Annotated in this window: 1 protein-coding gene; it reads right to left on the reverse strand. The window is 73.3% G+C overall.

All coding sequences use genetic code 11. From position 1 onward, the window contains the following. Positions 1-37: 37 nt before the first annotated feature. Positions 38-913: an aldo/keto reductase gene (locus ACSW7Y_RS17225; RefSeq protein WP_438127443.1), complete on the reverse strand. Its 876-nt coding sequence runs from the start codon at positions 911-913 to the stop codon at positions 38-40. Between the last annotated feature and the right edge of the window lie 167 nt (positions 914-1080).

Consider the following 1080-nt stretch of genomic DNA (forward strand, 5'->3'; position numbering starts at 1 on the left):
CTGCCGCCGTCGGCCGAAGCTCGTCGGACGAGGCTCGTCAGGCCGCGGCCTGCGACGCGTCGAGCCGCGCGACCTCCTCGGGCCGCAGCTTCACCGACACGGCCGTCACCGAGTCGAGGATCGACTGCGGCCGTGACGCACCGGGGATGGGGATGACGACGTCGCTCTTGGCCAGCTCCCACGCGAGCGCCACGACCTGCGGGGTCACGCCACGGTCCCGCGCGATGTACGCGAAGTCCTCGTAGGCGGTCCCGAGGTCGGCCGCGTTCGTGATGCCGCCGAGGGGGCTCCAGGGCAGGAACGCGATGCCGAGCTCGTCGCAGAGCTGGAGTTCCGGCTCGCTCGACCGGAAGCGCGGCGAGTACTGGTTCTGCACCGAGGCGAGCCGCCCGTCGAGGACCTCGTTCGCCGTGCGGATCTGTCCCGGGTCGGCGTTCGAGATGCCCGCCATCCGGATGACACCCTCGTCGAGGAGCTCCGCGAGCGCGCCGACCGACTCGGCGTAGGGCACGGCGGGGTCCGGGCGGTGGAACTGGTAGAGCCCGATCGCCTCGACGCCGAGCCGCTTCGCGGACGCCTTCGCCGCCTCCTTGAGGTACTCCGGGTGTCCGTTCTGCGCCCACGCGCCGGGCTCGGGCCGGAGGTGGCCGCCCTTCGTCGCGATGAGGACGTCGTCGGTGGCTCCGGAGAACTCCCGGACGGCCTTGGCGATGAGGGACTCGTTGTGCCCGACCTCGTCGTGGGCGGCGAGGTGGTACGCGTCGGCGGTGTCGATGAGGGTGACGCCCGCCTCGAGCGCTGCGTGGATGGTGGCGATCGAGCGCCGTTCGTCCGGTCGGCCCTCGATGGACATCGGCATGCCGCCGAGGCCGATCGCGCTGACGGACACGTCTCCGATGACTCGTTGCTTCATCGCCCCAGCATGCTCCGCGCGGTGCGCCCCGCGCCCAGCGCGACCAGGACCGGACGGGAGGCGCGGTGCGGCGCCGCCACGGGCCTCCCGTCCGGCCGCGCGTCGCCCACCGCGCGCGCCCCGTCAGCTCGCCGGGTCGCGTCGCTGCGGAACGACCCGTCCGGTGT

It is taken from the genome of Curtobacterium flaccumfaciens (assembly GCF_051548005.1).
GTDB lineage: Bacteria > Actinomycetota > Actinomycetes > Actinomycetales > Microbacteriaceae > Curtobacterium.

Excerpts from the sequence above, each read along its gene's own strand:
- ACSW7Y_RS17225 (WP_438127443.1), bottom strand. The coding sequence starts at position 913 with ATGAAGCAACGAGTCATCGGAGACGTGTCCGTCAGCGCGATCGGCCTC.